We start from the raw sequence: 22513 nt of genomic DNA, 5'->3' as shown, positions 1-22513 counted from the left end.
CGGCCTCCGCGCGGACGCCGCCTCTTCTGCGAGAAGATCGCAGTCTTAATTGACGTGGGCCTCGATGGCCTTCGGCGCGTTCACGGCTTCGGCCGCGATCGCAATCTTGCGCGGTTTCATGGCTTCCGGAATGTTGCGGAGAAGGTCGATGTGCAGCAAGCCGTTCTTCAGTGAAGCGCTCTTCACTTCCACGTGGTCGGCGAGCTGGAAGCGGCGCTCGAAGGCGCGCTTGGCGATGCCGCGATAAAGATATTCGGTCTGCTGGGTCTTTTCGTCTTCGGACTTCTCGCCCTTGACGGTCAGGACGTGGGCATGAGCTTCGATCGTCAGCTCGGTTTCATCGAAACCGGCGACGGCCATGGTGATCCGGTAGGTGTTCTCACCCGTGCGCTCGATATTATAGGGTGGGTAGGCCTGGGCCTGCTCGGGCTGGCCGAGGCCGTCGAGCATAGTGAACAGCCGGTCGAAACCGACCGTGGAGCGATAGAGCGGCGAAAAATCAACGTGACGCATGGTGTCCTCCTGGTGAAGCGACGGGTTGCGATGACAGGTTCCAGTGCCCCTTTCAGGCGGCGCCGGAACCACTCGACGGCCCCTTCCTGGCGGCCGCATCAACAACATGGGAAGGCCCTCCGGCGGATTCAAGAGGCGGCGGAAACCGGGATGAACGGGTGATGAACGGGCGGTTCAATCGCCGTTCAGTGGGCGCCGAATAGAAGGAAATCATCGGGGCCACCCCCGACGGCCGAAGCAGTCGTCCCTTCGCCTTCGGTCCAAATTGGCCGGAACCGCCAACCTCTTCCCGTGCGCGGTGGTTCCGGCTTTTTTCTTTGACCTCTCCCGGGCTTCATCCTATCCCGATTACGTTCGGGCAATCCCGCTCGGGGCATGATTCGGGGCGCGGCGGCATGGACGTTGTCCTTCACGAGACAGACGGAAATCCGGTTCCGGGAAATCACATCGCCGGCTTTTTCCAGGGACACCGCGGAGCAAAGCTGCGCTACGCGATATTCCGGGCGCCGGACCCGGTCGCCAAGGGCACCGTCGTCCTCCTGCACGGACGCAACGAGTCGATCGAGAAGTACTACGAGACGATCAACGACCTGACCGCGCGCGGGCTCTGGGTCGCGACCTTCGATTTTCGCGGACAGGGCGGCTCGCAACGATTGCTCAAGAACCCGCGCCTCGGACACGTCACACGGTTTTCCGACTACGTGCGCGATCTCGAACTCTTCCTCGAGCACATCGTGCTGCCGGATACCCGTCTTCCCTTCTATCTCGTCGCCCATTCGACCGGCGGGCTGATCGCGCTTGCCGCGGCGCCGCGGCTTGCCAACCGCATCGACCGGATGGTGCTGCTCTCGCCCTTCGTCGACCTCGGCGGCCAGAAGCTTTCCGCCGGCAAGATCTACGTCCTGTCGGCACTCTTGCGCTGGACCGGGCTCGGCCGGCTGCGGCTTACCTCTGACTCGCCGCTCGCCCCCTTCGAAGGCAATCCGGTCACTTCGGATCCAGAGCGCTACCGCCGCAACCAGGAGATCCTGCGCGCCCATCCGGAACTCGCCCTCGGCCCTCCGACGGCACGCTGGCTCTATGAGGCGCAGAGCACGATGCGGAAAGTCTCGAACCCGGCCCACCTCGCATCGATTATGGTGCCGACGGTGATGATTTCTCCGGGAAATGACGTGCTGGTGCCCTTCGCCAGCCAGGAGCGGCTCTCGCACTATTTCCGGGCGGCCCAGTTCGTGCCCGTTCCGGGCGCCCGCCACGAACTGCTGCAGGAGCGCGACCGCTACCGCGCCCAGGCGCTCGCAGCGATCGAGGCCTTCATACCGGGAAGCGACGAGGGTCCCGCCGTTCCCTGAGGACCGGCCGGGGGCTCATTTGCCGGAAAGGATGGCGAGCGCCTGCGCGTGCAGCGCCTCGCTGCCAGCCGCGACGATCGCCCCACCCGCCTCCGGGCGCCCGCCGGTCCAGGTGGTGATCTTCCCGCCCGCCTGCTCGATGATCGGGATCAGGGCGCCGACGTCATAGGGTTTCAGCACCGTCTCGACGACGAGATCGATATGGCCGGCGGCAAGAAGCACATAGGCGTAGCAGTCGATGCCGTAGCGGAACAGCCGGACCTTTTCCTGCACGGCCTCGAAACGCTTCGCTTCGGTGCCCTTGAAGAGGTGCGGGGATGTGGTGAAGAGGATCGCATCCTCGAGGCGGTCACACTCGCGGGTGTTGATCCGCTGCTCGCCGTCCGGCCCGCTGTACCAGGCGTGCTCGCCGTCGGCGAAGTAGCGCTCGCCGGTAAACGGCTGGTCCATCATGCCCATGACCGCCCGCCCCTTCTCCTGGAAGCCGATCAGCGTGCCCCAGACCGGCACGCCGGAAATGAAGGCGCGCGTTCCGTCGATCGGGTCGATGACCCAGACCTGCTCCCGGTCGATGCCGACATTGTCGTGCTCCTCGCCCAGGATGCCGTGCTCGGGATATTCCGACGCGATGATGGCGCGGATCGCCGCTTCCGCGGCGCGGTCGCCTTCCGTTACCGGATCGAAGCCGAGCGCCTCCTTGTTCACCACGTTGAGGGGCGAGCGGAAGCGCGGCAGGGTTTCCGCCCTGGCGGCCTCGGCGAGGCGGTCGAAGAAAGCGCGGTCGGGACGCATGGGGATTTTCCGTTTCTGGGACGTAACTGACGGACTGTCTTATCCGACCTGTCCCATTTTGCAATGTGTGAGCAAGGCCCAAGAGATGCCTAAAAATTCGCCATGCACAAAAACCTATCAGGATTCACTTGACTCTTGTGCGGTGCAATATTAGCGTGAGGCTACAGTCTTCGGACTGTAAATACCCTCCTTGGGTGTTTCCTCCCTAGATTTGACCGCGCCTATGGCGCGGTTTTTTTTGGCTTTTGGAATCGGGATTATTCGGCGGCGAGCGCGCTATCGCCGGTATAGCCGGCGACGAACTCCGCCATGCCTTCCATGAAGACGGAAAGCGACCCGGCGAGGGCTGCGAAGTCCGGCCGCTTGGCAAGGCTCGTCTCGTCGACGTAGAGCGCCCGGTTCACCTCGATCTGCAGCGCGTGCAGCCCCTTCACCGGGCGGCCGTAATGCTCGGTGATGAAACCGCCGGCATAGGGTTTGTTGCGCACCGCATGGAAGCCGAGATCCTCCAGGAGCGCGATCGCTGCATTGGAAAGGTCCGCCGAGGCGCTGGTGCCGTAGCGGTCGCCGACGATGAAGTCCGGACGGACGCCGGTGCCGGCCACCCGGATGTTGCCCGGCATAGAATGGCAGTCGATCAGCACGCCGAAGCCGAAGCGCGCATGGGTACGTGCGATCAGCTTGCGCAGGCAGGCGTGATACGGCTTGTAGATCGTCTCGATCCGGGAGAGCGCTTCGGCGACCGGAAAGCGGCGCTGGTAAATCTCGACGTTTTCGGCGACGATGCGTGGAATGGTTCCGAGCCCACCCGCCACGCGAACCGAATTGCTGTTGGCGTAGGACGGCACCGCATCGACGAACATGCGCGGGTCCAGTTCATAGGGCTCGCGGTTCACGTCGACATAGGCGCGCGGGAAGTGGGCGAGCAGCAGGGGCGCCCCAAGAGCGGGAGCGGCGGAAAACAACTCGTCGACGAAGTGATCTTCCGAGCGGCGGATGCCGAGTGCATCCAGTCGCGAGCTCTCGAGAAAGGCCCGATTGTAGCGACGACCGCTATGGGGCGAATTATAGACGAAGGGGATTGTTTGCGTCGCGGGCTCGCGCACCTCGAACAGCTCCGGATCCCAGTACGTCTCGTCCATCGCGCCCCTTCTTTACCAAATCAACAACTTGCAACAATGGATATGTTGCCAGCTAGCCCCGGTGAAGTCCATAGTATAGCAAGCGGCAGGACGGCCCGAACACGCGAGTTCACCGGATGTTTACCCCGGCGGCAGTAGCGTGGCGGACCAGAATCCATCCTTCTATCAGTACGAGTAGCGGTCCATACATGACTCAGAAAATCCTTCTCGCCGAAGACGACAACGACATGCGCCGGTTCCTGGTGAAGGCCCTGGAAAAGGCCGGATACAAGGTCGCCTCCTACGACAACGGCGCCAGCGCCTACGATCATCTTCGCGAGGAGCCCTTCTCCCTGCTCTTGACTGACATCGTCATGCCGGAGATGGACGGCATCGAACTGGCGCGCCGCGCGACCGAACTCGATCCGGACCTCAAGGTGATGTTCATCACGGGCTTTGCCGCCGTCGCGCTGAACGCGGATTCGAAGGCTCCGAAGGACGCCAAGGTGCTTTCCAAGCCCTTCCACCTGCGTGATCTCGTCAACGAGGTCAACAAACTCCTTGCGGCGTAAGGGGTTTGAAAAAACTCGTCACAAAACCGAAAAAACCCTATTGACGGGACAGAGGGTTTTGTGGTCTTAAGCCGCCATCGGATGGGCGTGTAGCTCAGCGGGAGAGCACTACGTTGACATCGTAGGGGTCACAGGTTCAATCCCTGTCACGCCCACCATTCGATCCCTTGTTTAAGTTGAAAAATCCGCTTCGGCGGGTTTTTTCGTTTCTGGCGACTGACACGCTGCTGACACGTAGTCGAGCTTCGGGACCGCGTAGGACAGGGCCAACTCCGCGAAATAGGCGTCGATGGCCTCCCTGCCCAGGCTCAGGTAGTCGGGTGCGAAATGCGCGTACTTCTCGGTCGTGCTCGGCCTGTGGTGGCCCAGAAGTCCCTCAACCTCCCACGGCGGAACACTGCGGCGGCGAAGCTCCGTCGCCATCGTGTGGCGCAAACTATAGGGCGTGATCTCGCTCGACAGACCAGCATCGGACACGGTGCGAGCAAAGGTCTTCTTCACGCTCTCAATCGGCTTGCCATTCCAGAGCACGAAAGCCGGAACATCGGCGCGATGAAGGAACGGCAAAAGCGTGTCGGTGATCGGCACGATTGGCCGGTACTTCTTCGTCTGCTTCCGGCCCTTCGGGTTCAGATTGATGCGTTTATCCACAAGGTTCACCTGGGCCGGAGCAAGGTCGAGGACTGCTTCTGGACGGGCAAGGGTGTTCAGGGCGATCATGCAATAGATGAAGATATGCGGGCGCTCCTGCGCCTTCATGAGTAATCGCTTCATCTCCTGCGACTTCAGGACATAGGGTTCCTTCTCGTCGGACCTGTCAGGCTCATCAAGGATGAAGGGCGCTGAAGTGATCTCGCCATTCTTCCACGCCATGCGGACGGCAGAGCGCCCCACGGACATGACGCGGGACACATAGCTATTCTTGTACCCCCTCGCCTTCAACCAAGCCATGAAATCCTTCTGCCTGGGCGGGGTGAGATCGGCTACGGTCGCCGCTTCCCAGAACTCTGTCCAGAGCGCCAGCGCGTATTGTGCTGCCTCGGCGGACGCGATGTTCTTGGCGTGGCTCTCCCAATACCGATAGAAGATCAGCCCCAGCGGCATCTCTGCGGCCTTCTGCTCCTTCGGCTGAGCTTGCTTCAGAACGTACTCTGCGAGGGCTTTTTTGGCTTCATGAAGGTCTTTTGTGCCAAGAGATGCGCGGCGTGTTTGTCCAGTGCTAGCGTCGTACCATGTAGCTTTGTAGACGGGGCTGTTGTGCTGGGAGAGCCAGTAGTCTCCGATTTGGAACCGTTCTTCGGGCATAACTCAATACTCGCTAGATATGTCTCAAGGTGTTCGATGCTGTAGAAAAACTTCCCTCCGATGGGGTAGCATCCGATCTTCCCCTCCTTCCGCCTGCGACGAAGCGTGAAGATCGTCATGTGCAACCAATCGGCGGCTTGCTGCTCGGTGCGCAAGTGAGCCGATCCGGGTTGATAAGGCGGGTCTACCGACTGCTGGGCTTTCTTCGCGAACTGAAAACTCTTCTTCAGGGGCTTCTGGGGCGGGAACTTTGATAGGGTATCACTCGGCATAGGCCAGTTCCTCGCCTGTGATCTGATCCAGAGAAAGGGGCAGGCTTACGCCGTGGAAGGCCGTCTCAGTGATGGTGGCAATTGCCATGATCGGTACTCCTAGAACTCCAGGCGACGATGGATCAGGCCGGAAACAAAGGGGTGTCGCCGGGGATGCCGGACGGATTGGCGAGCTTTTCAAAACCGTCGCCATTTGCCTCCCCCTCACGGATCACGGATAGGATGGCGACCAATTCCTTGCTCATAGAGCGGTGGTTGCGGATTGAACGCGCTTCAAGCCACTGCTTCAGATCGAAGGGAATACGAACGCTGGTGGCTTGTTCGGTGGGCATCTGGCTCATATCGGCGGCTCCTTGATAGTAGAATGATACACAATGTAGCATATCGACTATCAACACATGTCGCAATAACTATCAAGTGAACACAGGCACAATTTGAGGAATGGTCAACGGCATGAGCAAGACCTACCCCAGCCAGAACCTGAAGCAGGTTCTGTTGCGGATACCAGAGCAAATGAGGGCTGCGCTTCAGAGTGCCGCTGATGAGAATGGAAGGTCACTAACGGCGGAAGTCCTTGCCCGTCTTGAGACGACGTTCCCTCAAGATGAAGACTGGCTGAGCAAAATGCAGAAGTCTCCGGCTATTCAGATAGAGCGGAGACTGATCTCGGTGGATACTCGACTAGACGACCTTGAAGCTCGCCTCGCCAAGCTCGAAGCGAAATGATCAGCCTGGCGCTGGCCTCGATCCGTAAAATTCGATTAAATTTGCAATTAATTGCACAAGGTCAGTTGTCCGGCTCCCAGTTCCGCGAAGGTTGGTAGCAAGTTGGGAGAGCCGCTGGCTACGGATCGACAGGATTTATCCGAAGGCATTCCCCGCAACTGATGAATTGCAGATTGCCCGACGATTACTCGCTGTCTTCCGTGCCATTTTCATCGAATGTGGGCGGCTCAAAACTGAATGATGCCTGGTCATCTTCGGGCGGAAGTTGCAGGTCTTCAATGCCCAAGACCTCTAATTTCGAGCCAGCCAGCTTCTTGATGTCCCCGTCGTCAGAATAGATGACCGTCGCGCCCTCGATAGCGGCTATGGCGACGATCTGGTCATCGAACTTGGCTTTTGCCTTTGACGCTGCTTCGGACTTCGTCCCGCTCCGGCGGCGCTCAACTTGCATCGCGGCGTATTCTACCGCCGCACGCTCATCGAAAGGCGAGATGCGGAAATGCTTGCTTCTCTTGATGATCGCGAGACGTTCCGGCGCTCCATCCTGCGCCCTTACAAGGCTTTCGGCCAGCGAGGGCGTGGGGATGATGATCTTCGTCTTCTCCCGCTGGAGGGTCGCGATCAGATACTCGACACGCTCGCGGCAACGCTCCACCGGCAGGCCAGTGGTTTTGCTGGTCGGCGCATTGGCACTTTCATCGAAGAGGTAGACAAGTATGTTGGCGTCGAAGGCAACAATCAATTCGCGTCTCCGCCACCATGACGATCTTCAAGGAGTGCGCGAACAGGATCGGGAACCTCGTTCCAGGTGCTTCCCTTGATCTTTCGCAGGGAAGCGACCACGTCCTCAAGCGGCTCGTCGCCCAGAACCTCAAAATCGGTGATCTTGAAGCTCTTCAGAACCCAACTGCCATCGGCCTCCCGATACCATGTCCCGCTGCCGTAGACGCGCAAGGTCGGGCCGAGAAGATGCTGTGCGATCTTCCGAGCGAGGTCGGCTGTAGCGTTGAGACCGCTATGGATGATGGCACCATCGCGCAGGTGAACAGGGATAGTGTCATCCTTACCACCGACGCGGATGACCTGCCCCTCAAGGCTGCCTTCCTGCCGTATCGGGCCAAAGACCAGCGGTTCAGGCCGGGTACGACCGGGAAACGGCAGAATGACAGCGCCATCGTTCCCACTCAGCTCACCGGTCGCATTGTCCTTGCGCAGCATCTCATCGAGTTCGTCAAACGCCTTAAGGGCATCCTTGGGCGCGCTCCCCCGCTGAAGGCTCCGCATCCTGTCCTGCACCTTCGGCTGCGCCGGTTCATCCACGGCGGCGACAAGGATCGCGGAACCCGTCTCGACACCCTGGAAATGAACATTGGCGGTTTCACCGAGCAAACGGGCATACGCCGCCATGTACTCCGCAAGCCGGTCCATCGGCAGCGTTTCCGGCGTGTAGCTGTTTTCTATGTGAAACCTGTATTCGCTCATTCTAATCATGCCTCACGCTGATCGGCGCAAATTCCGACCACCTTGCCAGACGACTACCATTGATCAACCCCGAAACCAAACGGTACATTTTCATCGTGGCAGGAAATAGCAACACTTCATGGTCTCCCTACGGCAGCACCGCCGCTATTCCTCCGTGAAGAAATCCTCATCCAGGCGTTTGAACGCAATGGCGCGACTGGTGCGGACGCCGACGTCGTGCTCGATCATCAGATCAGTGAGGCGCTGACCGTCGATCAGGATCACCCTCTGAGAGAGGTGCTTCACGAAGTCTCTGGCCTGCTGGCTGAAAGTGGAGGTTGTCACGAACACGCCTTTGGTCGCCCCAAGACCAACGAGGCTGCCCACAAATGCCTGCACGTCCGGACGCCCCACGGAGTTGGAGGGGGCGTAACGCTTGGCCTGGACGTACACGCGGTCTAGGCCCAGTCGATCCTCGTTCACGACACCGTCGACACCGCCGTCGCCGGATCGACCAAGTTGCTCGGCTGCGTTCTTACGTGAGCCGCCGTAGCCCATGGCGACGAGAAGATCGACAATAAGTCCCTCGAAGAATGCCGGGCTGTTCTGACTGATCCTGTCGAGGAGGTCGGCTCGCAGTGCGGTCAGCACCGCCTGATAGGCAGCCTCGATCTGCTCCTCCGGGGTGGTAGCATCGGTATCAAGATGTGAGGGATGAGCCTGCGGGGCCTCGCCCACATCAACATCCGAGCCGCTGGCGTTCTTGTAGAATTCGCGGAATTCTGGACGCTGGAGGAGCAGCTTAACATCGATGCGGTCGGGATTGGTCGCGAGAATGGCCTTGCCATCATCCGTAGCGACGAACCGCCCTCGCGCCGGAGAGGCGAGTAGCCCGGCCTTGGTCATGTAAAACTTGGCCCAGTGGATGCGGTTGTGCAGTACGCGTTGGCGGCCACTGGGCAGCAGTTCCTCCCGCTCCTCCTGCGTTAGGCCGAGATCGTTGGCGATCCGATCCTCGACATCAGCGACACGCTTCTCGCCCTCAGCTGCGAGGCGTAGGACGGGCAGCATCAGGCTCTGGTAATCGGGAATGCTCATGCTGCTGGTCGCCGTCCTCTCCGCGTCTTCGGAGCTGTGTCGCGCTCGGTTCTGATCCGATCCAGCAACACGCTGGCGGGTTCGTCCTCGGGGTCTTGCGGCACGAGTTCGCCTCGGAACGCCTTGCCGAGCAAGGCCTGATCGAGCTTGTCGATTAACCTGCGGGCACTGGTCGCCTCCGATGCGAGACGGTCGATCCAGACAAAAGCAGCCTCGATCCGACGGACTATGCCTTGTTGGGTCGCCAAGGAAGGGAGAGGAATTGGCAGGCGTTTGAGGTCTGCCCCCGAAATGCCATGCTGACCGGCAGCCGACTTGATGTGCGGGTTGAGCCATCTCCTTGCCTGCTCGCTCGTGGCCATCAGTTCTACAAACGACGGCTCAACGCCCCGCGCCATTCTTACGCGAATGAGCTTGTCAGGATAGGTGAGTTCACCGACCATATGGCGAACCTGTCCACACACTGCCGTGAACTCGGGATTGCCGTTGTAGCGGGTAAACAGCAGGTCGCCGGTGCGAAGCATGGCAGACGCTGGAACTTCCTCCGTAGGATAGTAGCGAACGTCATCTATGCGGACTTGTCGTGGGCGCACAGCGGAAATGCGTAAAATCGGTGTGCCTTCAGGTCCATCCGTAGGTTTCTTGCTCAGCCCATTTCGCACTTCGCTGGCGATCTCACCAATCGTCACAAGATGCCCCGAAGAGCCATTGGCCTCAGCAAACGCCGCCGCGAGGACGGCCTGCTTGTACTTCTCGACGAGGCGGGGGATGTGGTCGAGGTGATCGCGGGCGCGTCTGGATTTTCCGGTGAGGCTGTCGATCTTCGCCACGATCCGCCGCTGCTCGGGGAGCGGCGGGAGCGCCATCTCCACAGCCGCGAGATCATCCTTAGAGATGACGCCTTGTGCGCTTCCCGCTGAACCGGCACGCAACTCCCGAACTCTTGTAGACAGAAACCTGTAGAGAAAGTGCTGATCAAGCGCGCCACTGGGACGGATCGCGGCAACACTTCGGCCAATTGCGCAATCCGCTCCAAGGTTGATCTTCCCTGCTGTCGCTCCGACGACGCAGATGAATACATCCGAGGCGCATCCTTGCTTCAGAGGGCGCGTAGTCCATTCTCTGATCACAGGGCGCTCAGTCCCGAACTCACCTGCCTTCACGAAAGGCGTCCCGCTTCCGGACTTATTGCATTCGCTGCCGGGGGGAGCTTGCCCCATTATGAAGTCGGCAAGTTCGCCCATCGTTTCGGAAGACCACCCCTGCGGCAGCTTACTCATTCAGCCGCCTCCGCGATGGTAGCGGCCTCCTCGACACTATCCGGCTCGATCTCCTCCGATAACGCCTCGATCTCCTCCAGCGCAGCCTTGAGGTGGCCGATGATGGCGGCCGCGATGTCCTCGGGCTCGGTCAGGGCCTCCTCAGCTTCGGCCTCGGTATCGCGCAGCCATGCGATGTCGAGATTGTCGTTGCGGGCGCTGATAGCCTCTCGGGTAAACATGCGCCAGCGGCTATCCTCGCCCTGATCCTTCCGCTCGGCACTGCCGTTCGGATCGGAACCATAGGCGGTCTCGAAGCTGGCGAAGTCGGCGACGGTGAGCGGACGGGTCTTGCCGAAGGCGGGCATGTTGGCCCGCATGTCATAGACCCACACGGCGCTGGTGTTGCCCTTGTCGGTCTTACCGCGCTGGAAGAACAGCACGTTGGTCTTGACGCCCTGTGCATAGAAGATGCCGGTCGGCAGGCGCAGGATCGTGTGCAGGCCGCAAAGTTCCATCAACCAGGTGCGCAGCCGCCGCCCGGTGTTGTCCTCGAACAGCACGTTGTCCGGCACCACCACGGCAGCGCGGCCACCGGGCTTGAGGGCGCGGACGATGTGTTCGACGAAAGCAAGCTGCTTGTTCGATGTGTCCGCCGTCACCGAGAAGTCAGAGCGGGTCGGGCGACCGCCGCCCTTCTTGGTACCGAACGGCGGATTGGTCAGGATCAGATCGGCCTTGGGCAATCCCGCGCCGTCCGGCGACAATGTGTCGATGTTCACCACGCCACCCTCGACGCCGTGCAACAGCAGGTTCATCATGCAGAGCCGATGCGTGTCCGGCACAAGCTCACCGCCGACGAACGCATTGTTGCGCTGGAAGTGCGCCTGTTCCGGCGAGAGCTTGTAAAGATCATCGGTGTGATCCTTGATGTACCTGTCGGCGGCGACGAGGAAGCCCGCCGTGCCCGCTGCCGGGTCCTGAACGACCTCACCGGGCTGCGGCTGCATCAGCCGAACGATGCAATCGATCAGCGGTCGCGGCGTAAAATACTGCCCCGCGCCGGATTTCTTGTCGGCGGCGTTCTTTTCCAACAGCCCTTCATAGAGATTGCCGAGCCCTTCCTCGCGGGCGGAGAACCAGTCGAGTTGGTCGATGTTGGAGGTCAACGCCTTGAGGTTCGTCGGCTTGCGAAGTCGCGTCTGCGCATCGGTGAAGATGGCAGCGACGAGACCATCCTTCGCCTTGCCGAGGTCAAGCAGCATGGCCTTGTAGTAGTCGAGCTGATCCACGCCCTCGCGCTTAGCGAGTATACCCCAGCGATAGTTTTCCGGCAGACGGTTTTCACGCAACACGCCGTTCTGGTCCGGCACCTCGGCGAGCATCTTCAAGAACAGCAGGTAGGTCAGCTCGGTCACATACTCGTTGTAGGTGACACCATCGTCACGCAGGACGTTGCAGAGGCCCCAGAGCTTGGCAACGATGTCGGTGGTGGTTGTCATTAAGATGCTGCCTTCGTGATGCGGTCTGCTGGAATGTCGAACCCAGCGGCTCTAAGCCGCTCTGTTAGCCGTGGCACGACTTCCTTTACGTGATTGTTGAAATGCAGGTAGATAATGCCGTGAGCATCGGATGGCTGCTCCAGGTGCCCCTTTACGAGGATAACGACCTTTTCCCGCGTGAGGGAAGAGAGCAGCATGCCCATCTCCATCACGACATTCTGACGAGCACGCGGCTGACTTTTGTCTGCGCCATCTCTGTTGGCGTAACCCATGTCGTCAGGTGTCATCAAAACGATCCCAAACTTGGCTTCCGGTTCTTTACCGATCTGGCGCTCAAGCGCTTCGATGATCGTCATTCCTCCGCCCGAAGTATTCTGAAGCACAAACGGTTCTAAACCCAAGAGCAATAGGATGCGCTCCAACTGTTCACGAGAGGCATCATCATGACCATGAACAAGGAAGATGCGGGTACCGTTCGGATCGGCCTCCACGGGCTTAGCCGGAACCTTTACCGCAAGGGCGTTTCCTTCACAGGCAGCGTTCACAGCGGCTTCAAGTGCCTGCTTGGGACCGTCTGGCCCTTGAAAGCTCACGGTCTTCTTTCGGGTATCCCACCAATTTAGGACAGCACCAGTTGCAGCCGTGAACTTGTAGTGGTTATTGTCGTGCGTGGTCCAAGTGCCTCGCACGCCGGTTTGGTCGACGATTGCCTTCAGATCGTCAATGGAACCATCAAAACGGTTCATTACGCGGTCTTCCTCCACATTTCTTCGCTGATCTCGGCAAGGATGTTTTCAAGCTCTCCGCCGAACACCTTGTTGAGACGATTGAACCCTCCATCGGCGATGAACGGCTCCTTGTCGATGGCCTCGCGGTCGACAATCACTTCTTTTTCGATCTGCTCACCGATCCGTGACAGCCAGCGTTTCTGCGGATCGGTCCACGAGCGGCTACCCAGGATCGAGCGCATCGCTGCCTTCACGCGATCCTCGTATGGGGTCAATGGATCGCCAATCGCCGCCTGACGCACGAAGCCGATAATCGAGGCGGCGATCTCCTCATTCTTCGCATCCGCCCAGGCACGGCGCAGATTGGCCTCCGAATAACCCTTGCGGTCGAGCGCCACGCGCAATTCTTTCAGATCGGCGCGAGTGAGATCGCGGGGGCGCGTCACCACCAGCTTGAGCGCGGCGATGCTGTTCACGTTGTCGCGGACGAAGGCGGCAAAACTATCGAGGAAGTCTTCGGGCTTCTCAGCTTCGCCATAACCTCGCGTGATAGCAACAACCTCATCGCTGTGCGGCGAGATCGGCACGATACGCGGATTGCCGTCATCTCCCTGCCAATCAAGGATCGGGCCAATGGCAGCGCGGTCTTTCAACCAGGCGGAAAGTCCTGGCGCGTCGCCAGCCAGCAATCGCTGCAATATCGCTTCCGGCGTTTCACCCGCGACAGCCTCGAACCGCTGCCGCGCATCCTCGGGTAGTTTCTTGAGACGGCGACGAAGTTTTACGACCATCTGCTCGCGGATCGTCTCCCGCTGGTGATCGTCGGTCGCCTCGACCATCTCGCGGACAAGCTGCTCGAAGCTGATCGACGGGTTGACGACAACCGGCTTCATGTCTGTCAAACTTTGCAGATGCGGGTAAAGGTCCACGGCGTCAAAGATGCGGAACACCTCTTTGCCGATCTCCGGGCATTGCCGCGTCGCTCGACCGATCATCTGTTCGTAGAGGATGCGGCTGTTAACCCGGCGCAGGAACACGAGGTTGGTGATCTTCGGTATATCGACGCCGGTGGTCAAAAGATCGACGGTGACAACGATCTGCGGATTGGCGTCGTTGCGGAACGAGCGGATCAGGTTCTGCACCTTGTCGACGCTGCCAGTGATCTTCTTCACCGCCGCATCGTCGATTTCGCCATAGGCGTCACTGAACGCCTTCTTGATCGCATGGACCACCATATCGGCGTGGGCATCGGTAGCAGCGAAGATCAGCGTCTTGCCAGGCAGAGCCGGGTCGATGTGCCTGGCAAGTTCCTCCGCGACCACGCGGTTAAATTCCGGCGTAATCACCTGCTTGTTGAACTGCTCCACCTCGAAGTGAACTTCGTCCGGCAGGGTCGCCGTGTTGACCTCGCCGGTTTCGGGGACGAAATACTCGACCTGTTCGCCTTCGGAGAAGCAGATGCCCGACCGAGCCAGAGCTGTTTCAATTCGGATCGGTGGCTCGTGGTCGATCAGATGGCCGTCGATGACAGCCTCGCGATAGGAGTAGCGGAAAATCGGCTCGCCAAAGATGTCGGTGGTGTGCAGAGCTGGCGTTGCCGTCAGACCGATCTTCACGGCGTCGAAGTATTCGAGCACTCGGCGGTACTTGGAGATATAGTCATCCTGCCCCCGGAAGCTCATTTCGGCGTCCGACATCTCCCGGTCGAGCAGATAGCCGCGATGGCACTCGTCAATGACCAACAGGTCGTACTGATCGACGGGCGGAGCCTCCGAGGTGTCGGCGGCGAAGAGGACACGCTTCACCAGTCCCTGGATCGTGCAGATATGCACCTTCGTTTCCAGATCGGGCGTGACATCCTCCAACCCTTTGAGGCCGAAAATCTCCGCGAAGGTCTTGCCCGACACGACCTTGGTGGTCGAGAATTCACCTTCGGTTTGGTGGCCGAGGGCACTGCGATCCACGACGAAGCAGATGCGGCGGAAGCGTTTGGCCGACAGCAGCCGATAGAGCATGGCGATGGCGAGCTTGGTCTTGCCGGTGCCGGTCGCCATCGCCACCAGCATGGACCGCTGTTCGGCAGACAGTGCCGCCTCCACGGCGCGGATCGCCGCCTCTTGATACGAGCGCAGAGGAAAACCGAACTCGAACGGCTGTGATTTGAGTGTCGCGGTGGCTGCATCGAGATCGATTTCCAATAGCCGCGCTATGCCATCCGGCGTCGGCCAGTCCACCAGCGCACGGCGATGATTGGCGCAGCGTCGGGTATCGCGAAACCAGATACCGCTCTCAGTCTCGATCTGCTTCAGATAGGAGCGACCATTGGAGGCGAAGACGTAAGGGACGCGATGCTCTCCCCACGGCCCGCCAGCAGAAACAAAGTCTGCGCTATCCTTGATCCCCACCGAATAACGTTCGGCTTGGTCGATGGCGGCGGAGACATTCTTGCGGCGGCGCTTCGCCTCAACGACGCCAACCAGCATCGTGCCGATGAAGAGCGCATAGTCGGCGGGACCGTTGGCCGTGGGCCATTCGGCAATCGCCATGTTGCGCCCCTTGGCCGGTCGCACGCCCGCACTATAGCGCAGCGTTTTGGTATTCGCCTCCCAGCCACGATCTCGAAGCTGCTGATCGATCAGGGCGCGGGTCTGGCTCTCATCGAGGTCGATCTTCGCGGCTGCCTGCTCACCGCGCTCGACAAGCTCCTGCACCTCGACGCGGGGGGCAGCTTCCGCCGCTGCCTGAAGACCTGCGAGCTTGGCAGCGATGGCTTCCTTCTCCGCCGCGCTCTCCTGGGCAAGCTGTTCCCAAGTCGCTCGCTCCTCCGCCTCGCGCTTCAACCGTTCCTCGACCGTCTCACGGGCGCGAGCCTGCTCTTCTGCCTCAAGGCGAGCAGCGGTGGCCGCGTCGTCGCTTTCGGCCACCTTGCGCCGCAGCGCCTCGATCTCCTTGCGCAGTGGCGCGGTGGCATCGATAGGCTCGCGGGGCGGAACAAAAGCGCCGGGCGTGAAGCCGGGTTGCTTTCCGTATGTGCGATGAAACCAGACGCCGAGCGACAGGGCGAACTTGAGCGAGGTCAGCGCATTGGCGTGATCACCCTTGGCCTCATGAACGGCGGTGTTGCCCGCCTTGCGGAGAGTGTGGAAAACGTCGGCAACTTCCTTGGGGATGATCCGTTCGTAGGACAACCGCCGCAAGGTTTCATCAAAGGTCTCGCGCTCGTCACGGTAGGAGCCATGGCGAGCGGCGATCAACTTTGCCATGAGCTCGGCGAATTGGCGGAGCTTGACAATCGCCGTCGATGGATCGCCGCTGAAATACTGTTCGGCGAGCCCGCCCAGTGTCACAAGTCGATTGTCATGCGCCGCAAGAAACTCAAAGTTCAGTGATGCAACCATATCCGCCCCCGTGGCCGCAATCATTGCACGAGGCCGTAAACATTTGTCCAGCATCAACGTGGTATTTTCGGCTCCGACATTAGCCGTTTGAACAGACCACTATGCGACGCTGACTTTCGCCAGCAGAGAAACCTCCTATGGTGCAGGCCGGAATAAGCAGGATCATTGCCACCCATGATACGACCATCGAGGATCGCGCCCTTCATCATGCTCAACGAGAGCCTTGGCGCGTCCGACCTGTCGGGAAGCCCGATGTGCATCAATGCCATGAAGGTGCTTGGCCGAGCCAGTGAGGATGGCGGCATCACGCTCACCAAATCCGGTGCGTTCAATCGCAAGTTCGTCACCTGGGCGGCGGAGGATTTCCGCTAGCCCGGCTATGAGGCGGAGCAGCTCTATGTCGTCAACAAGGTGCTGAACGAGCAGGACTTCCCACCCCTTGCCGTCATGCACGAGCTTCTGGTCAGCGCACGGCTGATCCGCCGCTACAAAGGCAAGGCGCTGCCGACAAAGGCGGGCAAGGCGATGATCGGCGACCACGGCGCATTACAGGCTGAACTGTTCGACACCTTTTTCACCGGCTACGACTTTCTCGGCTACGAACGGTTCCCCATCGACCACGATGACGCTGATTTCGTGCATTTCCTCGGGGTGATCCAGAACCGGCTCGATGACTGGGTGCCGATGACGGAGCTGGCGGGCTGGTGCCTGCCGCTCGACCTCATCACCAACTATCGGTTCAGCCCGGTCGAGGATGCCTGCTATTATCTTCTGTCCCGCCTCATGCGCCCGCTAACGTGGCTGGGAATGATCGAGCTGCATCCAGATACAGAGCAATGTGGCAGCATTTATGACCGCCGCTACCGCAAGACGCCGCTCTTCGACAGTTTCGTTACCTTCAAGACGGTCCGTAGTCAGGGCTGGACGATCCACTGAACCCGCAGCAGGGAGCAGTTTTATCGCGCCGTTAGCAGCTGATAATAGGTAATTCCCGCAGCGGAGATCAATTCTTGTACACTGCGTCGAGGCAGCCGGACCATTCGTTGCCGACGCGCTGGCAGGCTCGCAGCGTCCATTCGCTTCTCGTCTTGAATGTGCGCTCGCTCGTGAAGGCGGTGATCATCTTGCCTTCGGGGCTGATGTAGCGAACTTTGCGGGTCCAGCCGAACCTGTCCACCTCTTCGACCTCAATCGTCTTGTCGAAGGCCACACAGCCCCCGATCTGGGCGACCAGTTCCAAGCGTCCGCTCTCCACCAACTGGCGTGCATTATCCACGTCGGTCGGAAACGTACAAAGGAAACCGGTCCCGACATTGAACAAGTTGAACTCTCCCTTCGGCGTGTAGCTGGGAGCCTCGTATGGTTTCATGGATGGGCTGACCGCCGCCACCTCGGTCTCCGGCACGGGATTGGCTCTGTAGAGCTGGACCTCCATGTATTCGCGCATCTCCTTGGGCGACTGCCCCGACGCCATGACGTTGATCCTCTGGTACTCGCACATGCCGTCCGCGTTGAGCACCGCTTCCTTCAGGGTCTCTTCAGAGATGCCCTTGCTGTCCAGCACGGCGGTCGATGCCTCCGCCCAGCAGGTCTGGTAGACGTCCATGTCGTCGGCCTGTGCCGCGCCAATCATCGCGACTGTCGCCAGCAGGGTCACGGCCAATGTTTTCATCGTAGTCGCCTCGCACATGGTTTAGTCGGTTTCTTTGCCATAAATCGTATAACTATCCGGGTTTACATTTGCTTTCGTATTAAGATCGGTTTGCAGCTTTCAACCCGTATTTCACTACGGGTCATGGACACCAAGACGAGGTTGGGCCTCCGGCTCAAGGCAATCCGTAAAGAGAAGAAGCTGACCCAGGACGAACTGGCCGCACGGATGGGTCGTTCGGTCGATGCCTTATCCAACCTTGAGCGCGGCAGAAGCCTGCCGAACTTCACCACCATCGAACTGCTATGTCAGGCACTCGACATCCCTCTCAAAAGTCTGTTCGATTTTGAGGAAACCACCCTGCCCAGACGAAAAGCGCAGCTTCTCGAAGAGTTCCAGTCAATTGCTCGGGGCCTGTCCGATGCTGACCTGGAACTGGCGATTGAGCAGATCAGGGCACTCAGTCGGCGTGGCAAGTGAATGTACTACAGCATTCGGGCGACAGCATTGTCGGCGAACAGGTCGGCGTCCCTGATATAACGCGCAAGACTGGCCTCGGATCGATGGCCCGTCACCTGTCTGATCTTGTAGGTGGATGCCCCAGCTTGCGCCGCTGAGGTCGCAAAGCCCGCCCGCAGCGAATGGCCCGAGAACAGCGCGGGATCATATCCTGCTGCCGCTATACGGGCCTTGACGACATGGCCCACACCCCCGCCAGAAATTCGCCAACTACTGAGATTTCCGTGTTTGTCGATGTAGACGAAGATCGGCCCCTCCCGACGCTCGGCCAGCTCCAACCAGTCCTTCAGAGCAGTCACGGGGCAATGGCGGGTTCGTCCGAACGGAACCGCAATGGTGCGTCCTTGCGCCTCCTGATCGGTTTTCGAGCGGCGGATGGTGACGAACATCCCCTTGGCGATGAATTCCACGTCGGCCACATCGAGTGCGGCAAGCTCTGATCGACGCATGGCGGTGGCGAAGCCGAGAAGAAGCAGTGCCCGATCCCGGACATCCTTCGGTCGCTCGCCGAGCTTGTCGAGTGTCGCGAACAGATCGTCGCGCAGCAGCGCCTTCGCTTGCCGCTGGGCAACACCGAATGTCCGGCGGATGCCGCGCATCGTGGATGCGACCAGCTCGGACTTTACCGGATCACGAGCGCCGATTGCACGATGCACTTTTGCGAGCGCAGCAAGGTGCCGCTGGAGTGTGGCTACGGCGTAGACATCGGCTTTCTCGGCAAGGAATTCGGCAATGTCCTGTGGGGAGGAAGGGATTTTCCTCCCGGATGCCGCATAGGTTGCCAGATCGGCGGCATAGGCGCGTTTTGTGGCCGGGGCGATAGATGAGGATACGAAATCGCGAACGGGCGTGGAAAGCCCTTGGAGCGGCTGATCCGCGAAATTGCAATTAATTGCACAAGGTTCATCCAAAGGCCGGGCTGTGCAATTAATTGCAATTTTATCGCCGCCCGTTTTTCCACCTGATGAAGCCATCATGTCGGATTTTACAGAATGGTCGATTTCGCTGTGTCGGCTGGCTTCACCGTCATGACATGCTACGCGGCTGCCGTCGTCGTAAGTGTCTGCCGGAGCTGCGACATCATCTTTTGAGAAGACTGGCGTGAAACGGTCGAATTTCATTTACCCACCCCCATCTTGCGTGCCTGCAACCGATACGCCACAGCGAGACGTTCGGCGCGGCTACGGAAGAGATCGCCACCGCCGCCCCACTTCGCTAACAATCGATCTTCCGTGTCCTCGTGGGGCTCGATCTTGCCATCTCGTTGGATGTGGACGACGTGCACACCATGACGCTCGACCAGATGCCGGGCAACAAGCAAGCAGCGGTGGCATTCGAGAGCCTCGTGCTCGGCGCACATGAGCGCCGGGCGGCACCTGCCAGCGATCTCCAGCACCTGGGCAATTCCGTCGAGGAAAGGAGCTGTAGCTGCCATCGTCTCGTAGTCGGCGGCACCACTGGCTGGACGGCCCCCGAGTTGGTCGCCCAGATGCAGGTAGGAAACGCCGATGGAATTCAGTCGATAGCGCAGCTCCGGCTTGTTGAAGTGATGCAGGCGAGATCGAGGAGTGGATCGGACATCCAGCACGACGCCGACGTCGGGAGCCTCGATTAACGACCGGAAATGTTCCCAGGCAAGATTGGAATGCCCGACGCTGAAAATAGTGTTCTTCAAGCAGTTACCTCCTTATGTGAGGTATCCTTGCATGCAGATTTCAGAAATAACACAATTAAAACAATTAGATAAATAGATTTCCATCAGATCATGGGATGGTTTTCTGCCAAATGAGGCGTCCGGGTCGCGTGCGCCCGCGTTCATGTCCTACGATCTCTCTTTTGAGAACAATTCTATCTCTCCCGAAATGGAAGGGCGTGGAGCGCAAGCGACACGATCCTTCCTATATGTCCTTTTCTCTGTCCCCCTGGTATTAATAGGAAGGATATGAATTCTTAATTTCTATACAGGGGACAAGACAAAAGGACATTTTCGGTCAATCGGCTGATTTGGGTTTTAGAAGCTCGATCTTGGCAAGCAGCTGAGCACTTTCTTCCGGGTCGATCTGGCCTGCCTCCTGAAGCATGTCGAGATAAGTTTGCAGGGCAATGTCGGGATTGTCCTTGATCGCGCCGGGGAATGGAAAATGGTAGTGACGCTCGTTCCGCCCGGCTGTCTTCAAGTAGCTTGCGAACCGGGTCCAGCCATCGAACGTGACAAGGTGCGCGGCGACGTTGAAGGCATCATCGCCTAGCTTCTGATAGACGCCACGCAACTGTCCCATGTGTGACCGGGGGACCCATAAAGAGACTTTCTCCCCGGCCTTCAACTTTGCCAAGTCCTTCCCACCTTCCTCGGCGGCAGCAATGCGGGCCATGAGCCGTTCATAGAATTTCTTGTCCATGCCAGCTTGCTTGAAAAACATGACCTTCATGGTCAGGTCAGTGGCCAGCATGTTGTTGAAAGCGATCAAGCCCTTTGCCCAGATGGCGCGGAGCTTGAACACATGGTCCGTCTCGCAAAGCTCGGCACCCAGCTTCAAGAGAATGGCCTTCTTAGGCTTACCGTCGATTTCAATGTTGCGGGTGATGTGGTGGAACACTGGATTTTTGATCACCCTCCCGATTGTTTTCTCTGTGACGCCAAGGGCTTTTGCGACAACCTCGCGGTTGAACACCAGCCACTTGAAGCCTTCAAGCTCATGGTCGGCGTGTTCCTCCACCAGCTTAGCTAGCTTTGCTGCCGCACCTTTCAGGTTGTTGGGCATCTACGATACGCTCCTGAAGGTATTGATAGCACGGCACGAGAACAATAACGCTGGGCTGGTGTGGACGTATTGTAAGAGCTTATTGGATGCTGGCCCGTCAGATTGAACGACGGCAATCTTCCAAGATGTGACGATGGGCGATCCTCCAGGAAACACGACACTGACACGCTACCGACACGTAGCGGGTAATTTTTGCTTGAAAATACAACATCAAGCGTAGCAAGGACTGGTAACATGTGCTAACCCCCGGCCATAGATTTCTTTAGGTTCTGGGGCCTTGACATCGTAGGGGTCACAAGTTCGATCCTTGTCACGCCCACCATCCCTATTCAGATCAAGGGCTTGCCGAAATATCGGCGAGCCCTTTTTCGTTTCGCCGGACGCCTCGAACGAGCTGCGAATCAGTCCCGTCCCGGCCTCACTCCACCTCCGGAAGCAGCTCCAGAAACCTGCCGGGGGCGCCGCCGCCCGCACCGTCGGCGGACTTCGCAGGCGAGGCGACGACCAGCTCCCAGCAGATTTCCGCGTCCGCGATCTCCGCGACATGGATCTCCCCTTGCCACGCAGCGGCGACGGTTTCCGGCACCAGGGCGATACCGAGCCCGTGGCCGACGAGTTCCATGAGGCTGTCGAGGTCGCTGACCTCGAAGGCAGTCCGCCGTTCGAGACGGCGGGCGGAGAAGGCGTCGTCGATCAGGCGTCGCGTGCCGCGGTCGGGTTCGAAGTCGACGAAGGCATGGCCGGCAATTTCAGCAAGATCGATCGACGTCCGACCAGCAAGCGGATGGCCAAGCGCACAGACGGTGACGAGGTCCTCGCAGGCGATCATGCGGGTGACGATGTCGGGCGGGGTATCGACGACCGGCAGGAAGGCGAGATCGATGAGGCCGTTCCTCAGCTTGTCGATCAGGTGCGCCAGCCCACCCTGGCAGAGCCGGACCTCGACCTCGGGATAGCGCCGGTGGAAATCGGCGAGCAACGCGGGGAGGTCGAGGAAAGGCGGCAGCCCCTGCACGGTGCCTATGCCGATCTTGCCGTAGCGGGCGTCCTGCACCGCCTTGACGCTGTCGCGTGCTTCCTGCGCCGCATCGAGAACGATCTGCGCCTTTTCCAGCAGCGTGCGACCCGCCGGCGTCAACCGGACCTGGCGGGTGCTGCGGACGAAGAGCTTGGCGTCGAGTTCCTCTTCGAGCGCCTTGATTGCGCTCGACAGCGCCGACTGCACGATATTGAGCTGGCGGGCCGCTACCGTGAAATGCTCGACCTTTGCCGCCGTGACGAAATAGTGCAGCTGCCGAAGTTCCATGGCGACGCCCCCGATTATGCGATTTCAGAGAATAATTGTATCTATATCTTCTATTGGACGGATCAAACAGGAATCTGCATGGTCGCGCTGATCCGTTCGTCGAGCCCCCCTCTGCGAGCGGCATCGACATTTGCGCGCGGGGCGGAGGTTCTCCGTCCCGCCTGGCAACGGAGACA

The 22513-nt window shown here is 59.6% G+C and carries 21 protein-coding genes, 1 tRNA gene and 1 pseudogene; 6 read left to right on the top strand and 17 right to left on the bottom strand.

The features are described from left to right. Nucleotides 1-45: 45 nt before the first annotated feature. Nucleotides 46-513: an Hsp20 family protein gene (locus tag EUU22_RS23535; protein WP_129334389.1), complete on the bottom strand. Its 468-nt coding sequence runs from the start codon at nt 511-513 to the stop codon at nt 46-48. Between the two features lie 395 nt (nt 514-908). Here EUU22_RS23535 and EUU22_RS23530 point away from each other — a divergent pair, with 395 nt between their 5' ends. Next, complete coding sequence (locus EUU22_RS23530; protein ID WP_129334388.1) at nt 909-1865, top strand: alpha/beta fold hydrolase; 957 nt, start codon at nt 909-911, stop codon at nt 1863-1865. 15 nt (nt 1866-1880) lie between these two features. Here EUU22_RS23530 and hisN read toward each other — a convergent pair whose 3' ends face one another. Both hisN and EUU22_RS23520 read right to left on the bottom strand, forming a co-directional pair. Further along, a complete protein-coding gene (gene hisN / locus EUU22_RS23525; RefSeq protein WP_129334387.1) occupies nt 1881-2657 on the bottom strand; it encodes a histidinol-phosphatase in 777 nt (258 codons plus the stop codon). A gap of 257 nt (nt 2658-2914) precedes the next feature. Continuing rightward, a complete protein-coding gene (locus EUU22_RS23520) occupies nt 2915-3799 on the bottom strand; it encodes an N-formylglutamate amidohydrolase (protein WP_129334386.1) in 885 nt (294 codons plus the stop codon). A 188-nt stretch (nt 3800-3987) separates the two neighbouring features. Here EUU22_RS23520 and cpdR1 point away from each other — a divergent pair, with 188 nt between their 5' ends. Both cpdR1 and EUU22_RS23510 read left to right on the top strand, forming a co-directional pair. Further along, nucleotides 3988-4350 carry a response regulator CpdR1 gene (gene cpdR1, locus EUU22_RS23515; RefSeq protein ID WP_114364253.1) on the top strand — a complete coding sequence of 121 codons (363 nt, stop codon included), beginning with the start codon at nt 3988-3990 and terminating at the stop codon, nt 4348-4350. Between the two features lie 83 nt (nt 4351-4433). After that, a tRNA-Val gene (locus EUU22_RS23510) sits at nt 4434-4508 on the top strand. A 13-nt stretch (nt 4509-4521) separates the two neighbouring features. Here EUU22_RS23510 and EUU22_RS23505 read toward each other — a convergent pair. Beyond that, a complete protein-coding gene (locus EUU22_RS23505; RefSeq protein ID WP_129334385.1) occupies nt 4522-5655 on the bottom strand; it encodes a tyrosine-type recombinase/integrase in 1134 nt (377 codons plus the stop codon). A 394-nt stretch (nt 5656-6049) separates the two neighbouring features. Then, nucleotides 6050-6268 carry a hypothetical protein gene (locus tag EUU22_RS23500; protein WP_129334384.1) on the bottom strand — a complete coding sequence of 73 codons (219 nt, stop codon included), beginning with the start codon at nt 6266-6268 and terminating at the stop codon, nt 6050-6052. Between the two features lie 112 nt (nt 6269-6380). Here EUU22_RS23500 and EUU22_RS23495 point away from each other — a divergent pair, with 112 nt between their 5' ends. Continuing rightward, the gene (locus EUU22_RS23495; RefSeq protein ID WP_165351279.1) at nt 6381-6653 is read left to right on the top strand and encodes an Arc family DNA-binding protein; all 273 of its coding nucleotides are present in this window, start codon (nt 6381-6383) and stop codon (nt 6651-6653) included. Between the two features lie 184 nt (nt 6654-6837). Here EUU22_RS23495 and EUU22_RS23490 read toward each other — a convergent pair whose 3' ends face one another. The 7 genes from EUU22_RS23490 to hsdR all read right to left on the bottom strand — a co-directional run bounded on the left by EUU22_RS23490 (nt 6838) and on the right by hsdR (nt 16099). Continuing rightward, entirely contained in the window at nt 6838-7395 is a 558-nt protein-coding gene (locus EUU22_RS23490; RefSeq protein ID WP_129334382.1) for a type II toxin-antitoxin system VapC family toxin, read from the bottom strand. Then, on the bottom strand, nt 7392-8135 hold the full coding sequence (locus tag EUU22_RS23485) for a hypothetical protein (protein WP_245485266.1): 744 nt from the start codon (nt 8133-8135) through the stop codon (nt 7392-7394). Before EUU22_RS23485 ends, EUU22_RS23490 begins: the two co-directional genes overlap by 4 nt. Nucleotides 8136-8279: 144 nt before the next feature. Then, the gene (locus EUU22_RS23480) at nt 8280-9212 is read right to left on the bottom strand and encodes a restriction endonuclease (RefSeq protein ID WP_129334380.1); all 933 of its coding nucleotides are present in this window, start codon (nt 9210-9212) and stop codon (nt 8280-8282) included. Continuing rightward, the gene (locus tag EUU22_RS23475) at nt 9209-10492 is read right to left on the bottom strand and encodes a restriction endonuclease subunit S (protein ID WP_129334379.1); all 1284 of its coding nucleotides are present in this window, start codon (nt 10490-10492) and stop codon (nt 9209-9211) included. The genes EUU22_RS23480 and EUU22_RS23475 overlap by 4 nt, the downstream gene beginning before the upstream one ends. Next, complete coding sequence (locus tag EUU22_RS23470) at nt 10489-11973, bottom strand: class I SAM-dependent DNA methyltransferase (RefSeq protein ID WP_129334378.1); 1485 nt, start codon at nt 11971-11973, stop codon at nt 10489-10491. Before EUU22_RS23470 ends, EUU22_RS23475 begins: the two co-directional genes overlap by 4 nt. Then, entirely contained in the window at nt 11973-12719 is a 747-nt protein-coding gene (locus EUU22_RS23465; RefSeq protein ID WP_129334377.1) for a TIR domain-containing protein, read from the bottom strand. The genes EUU22_RS23470 and EUU22_RS23465 overlap by 1 nt, the downstream gene beginning before the upstream one ends. Then, nucleotides 12719-16099, bottom strand: coding sequence for a type I restriction-modification system endonuclease (gene hsdR / locus EUU22_RS23460; protein WP_129334410.1), 3381 nt, complete (start codon nt 16097-16099; stop codon nt 12719-12721). Before hsdR ends, EUU22_RS23465 begins: the two co-directional genes overlap by 1 nt. A gap of 174 nt (nt 16100-16273) precedes the next feature. On the opposite strand from hsdR, the pseudogene EUU22_RS23450 reads away from it, so the two are divergent. Beyond that, nucleotides 16274-17035: pseudogene (locus tag EUU22_RS23450) on the top strand (hypothetical protein). Between the two features lie 67 nt (nt 17036-17102). Here EUU22_RS23450 and EUU22_RS23445 read toward each other — a convergent pair. After that, the gene (locus EUU22_RS23445) at nt 17103-17771 is read right to left on the bottom strand and encodes a hypothetical protein (RefSeq protein ID WP_129334374.1); all 669 of its coding nucleotides are present in this window, start codon (nt 17769-17771) and stop codon (nt 17103-17105) included. Between the two features lie 123 nt (nt 17772-17894). Here EUU22_RS23445 and EUU22_RS23440 point away from each other — a divergent pair, with 123 nt between their 5' ends. After that, nucleotides 17895-18230 carry a helix-turn-helix domain-containing protein gene (locus tag EUU22_RS23440; RefSeq protein WP_129334373.1) on the top strand — a complete coding sequence of 112 codons (336 nt, stop codon included), beginning with the start codon at nt 17895-17897 and terminating at the stop codon, nt 18228-18230. A 5-nt stretch (nt 18231-18235) separates the two neighbouring features. Here EUU22_RS23440 and EUU22_RS23435 read toward each other — a convergent pair whose 3' ends face one another. The 4 genes from EUU22_RS23435 to EUU22_RS23420 all read right to left on the bottom strand — a co-directional run bounded on the left by EUU22_RS23435 (nt 18236) and on the right by EUU22_RS23420 (nt 22337). After that, nucleotides 18236-19390 carry a site-specific integrase gene (locus EUU22_RS23435; protein ID WP_245485265.1) on the bottom strand — a complete coding sequence of 385 codons (1155 nt, stop codon included), beginning with the start codon at nt 19388-19390 and terminating at the stop codon, nt 18236-18238. Then, nucleotides 19387-19944: a DUF488 domain-containing protein gene (locus EUU22_RS23430; RefSeq protein WP_129334372.1), complete on the bottom strand. Its 558-nt coding sequence runs from the start codon at nt 19942-19944 to the stop codon at nt 19387-19389. The genes EUU22_RS23435 and EUU22_RS23430 overlap by 4 nt, the downstream gene beginning before the upstream one ends. Before the next feature lie 316 nt (nt 19945-20260). After that, complete coding sequence (locus EUU22_RS23425) at nt 20261-21031, bottom strand: hypothetical protein (protein WP_129334371.1); 771 nt, start codon at nt 21029-21031, stop codon at nt 20261-20263. 418 nt (nt 21032-21449) lie between these two features. Next, on the bottom strand, nt 21450-22337 hold the full coding sequence (locus EUU22_RS23420; protein ID WP_129334370.1) for a LysR family transcriptional regulator: 888 nt from the start codon (nt 22335-22337) through the stop codon (nt 21450-21452). Nucleotides 22338-22513 lie beyond the last annotated feature (176 nt).

Origin of the sequence: Ciceribacter ferrooxidans (assembly GCF_004137355.1) — a bacterium.
GTDB classification, from domain to species: Bacteria; Pseudomonadota; Alphaproteobacteria; order Rhizobiales; family Rhizobiaceae; genus Allorhizobium; species Allorhizobium ferrooxidans.
This window is presented reverse-complemented; position numbering and strand designations above follow the sequence as displayed.